Source organism: Bartonella sp. LB28NMGDW (assembly GCF_042194435.1).
Lineage (GTDB): Bacteria > Pseudomonadota > Alphaproteobacteria > Rhizobiales > Rhizobiaceae > Bartonella > Bartonella grahamii.
Genome location: NZ_JBHIMX010000092.1, coordinates 1 through 1,193, shown reverse-complemented (window position 1 = coordinate 1,193; position 1,193 = coordinate 1). Strand labels below are relative to the sequence as shown.

General features: G+C 41.6%; 1 protein-coding gene. It reads right to left on the bottom strand.

From position 1 onward, the window contains the following. Positions 1-109: 109 nt before the first annotated feature. Positions 110-445, bottom strand: a complete 336-nt coding sequence (locus ACFIKG_RS09330; RefSeq protein ID WP_273791733.1) for a dATP/dGTP diphosphohydrolase domain-containing protein — start codon at positions 443-445, stop codon at positions 110-112. Positions 446-1,193: the final 748 nt, after the last annotated feature.

Genomic DNA, 1,193 nt, shown 5'->3' with positions numbered 1-1,193 from the left:
TTAACTTGGTTGCGATAATGCAATGCAATACGAAACATCACTCCGCTTAAGAGCAAAACTGAAACCACTGCTATCCATAAAATCTCATTCGAACTCATCTTTATCTCCTTTAATTTTTATGAGGGCGGTCATCATGACCAATCTGTTGTGCTTCGCATTCCATTAAAAAAAGAATGCAACAAGCCGCATGTGCCAAGTGTGATAAATCACTCTCAGCATCCTTATGCTCTCCACCAAACCATGCTAATAAATGACGTAAAGCAGCACCGTGAAACCTGCTCCAGTGCATGCCATTACGCCAATTGTTTGCTCCGTACTTCTTTGCCCCAAACTCTAAAACTTTGCCGATTTCAATCAGTGCCAACGGCGGTATAAGCTCTATACGAGGCTTACCATCATCATTCTTATGCGCTTCGTTTGTGCTATATGAAACGTGTTTACGCATGTAAACTTCGTCGTTATCGCGAAAATCTTCATAGTCACAAACATCGGCATTGCCGTAAATCTTGGCATTCTCTCTAATCTTGGCATGCCCGTGAACTAACGCATTGTCATAAACTTTAGATTGATTGAAAACTTCGGCATTACCAAAAACCTTGGCTTGACCGTAGACACGTGCTTTGTTGTAAACCTTAGCATCCCCATAAATGCGAGAATTGCCGTAAACTTCTGCTTTGCCTTTTACTGAAGCATTCTCATAAATTTGCGCCTTACCATAAACACGGGTATCACTACCATAAACCTCCGCATTACCGTAAATCTTTGCATAATTATAAACATACACACAATTAGAAACATCTGCACAACCGTATACTTGTGCATGCCCAAAAACACGTGCCATGCCACCAACACGGGCATCTCCAAAAACACGAGCATTGCCAAAAACATACCCATTATTAAAAGATCTATCCGAACCAGCTACCCAACAATCACCCTCATGTGATAGGTTACCTTCATGTTCTATAAAACCACCAAGATCACCTTTCTTGACTCTTCCAAAGTCTCTCAGTGCCCGTATGCGACGAAGCATTACAATACCATGTGAATTATTCTTATCAGGATAAAGCGTTACTCCTTGGCGTGTGAACTCATATTTCTTTTCTACAGCCATCTTTGTCTCCTTAATGCTGTAAAGTTTCTCCGGTGTGATCAACACCGCAGCTCTTGCTAATTTTCGACAATGGGGGGTGTTG

Coding starts and splice junctions, on each gene's coding strand:
- ACFIKG_RS09330 (WP_273791733.1), bottom strand. CDS start 445: ATGCGTAAACACGTTTCATATAGCACAAACGAAGCGCATAAGAATGAT.